Origin of the sequence: Vibrio sp. 10N.222.46.A1 (assembly GCF_041473595.1) — a bacterium.
Lineage (GTDB): Bacteria > Pseudomonadota > Gammaproteobacteria > Enterobacterales > Vibrionaceae > Vibrio > Vibrio tasmaniensis_A.
Genome location: NZ_JBFRSN010001809.1, coordinates 1 through 578, shown reverse-complemented (window position 1 = coordinate 578; position 578 = coordinate 1). Strand labels below are relative to the sequence as shown.

1 protein-coding gene is annotated in these 578 nt (G+C 39.3%); it reads left to right on the top strand.

Annotated features, from left to right (window positions below):
• Positions 1-502: hypothetical protein (locus AB4496_RS29405; protein WP_372133667.1), on the top strand; the 502-nt coding region annotated here is incomplete at its 5' end.
• Between the last annotated feature and the right edge of the window lie 76 nt (positions 503-578).

The following is a 578-nucleotide window of genomic DNA, read 5'->3' as shown; positions in this document are numbered from 1 at the left end:
AACTGTTTATGAACTAATAAAAAAGATACCTACTGAAATTTGTACAGGTAAAGTATTAGAAAACATCTTGGTTGCTAGTCACTTTTTCAATGATCTAGAATTAACTGAAGGATTACTTAAACAGCTTGAATCTGAGCAGCCTGATGCATCTAGATACAAGAGTGAACTAGCTCACTTCCAGGCTAAAATGAATAATATAGCCTGGGCTAAACAGAGAATTAACTTTAGTGAGAACGACTTCTTAGAACTCTCTCTACTTGCCTTAGAGCTAGTTGAGCGCTCACCTAATATTAATGCTGTAAGTTCATATATCTACGCCCTACCAGAGTCCGATAAGATCTGCCTATCTTTTGAGGTAAACTGCGAGCCTGAAGCTATTTTTGACCTCAACTGGGAACTAAGCCTGCTCATTACAGAGACTAATCTCATGTCGAGTCCAGTAATTGCACGCTTTGATGTAGCCGACAATAACCACGAACTAACGCGAAGTGGAGGATTCTAATGGCTGTATCACCATCAGATATTTTGACATGTACTGAAAACCAGCTAAGCCAAGCAACAACAGAGTCTGAATACCG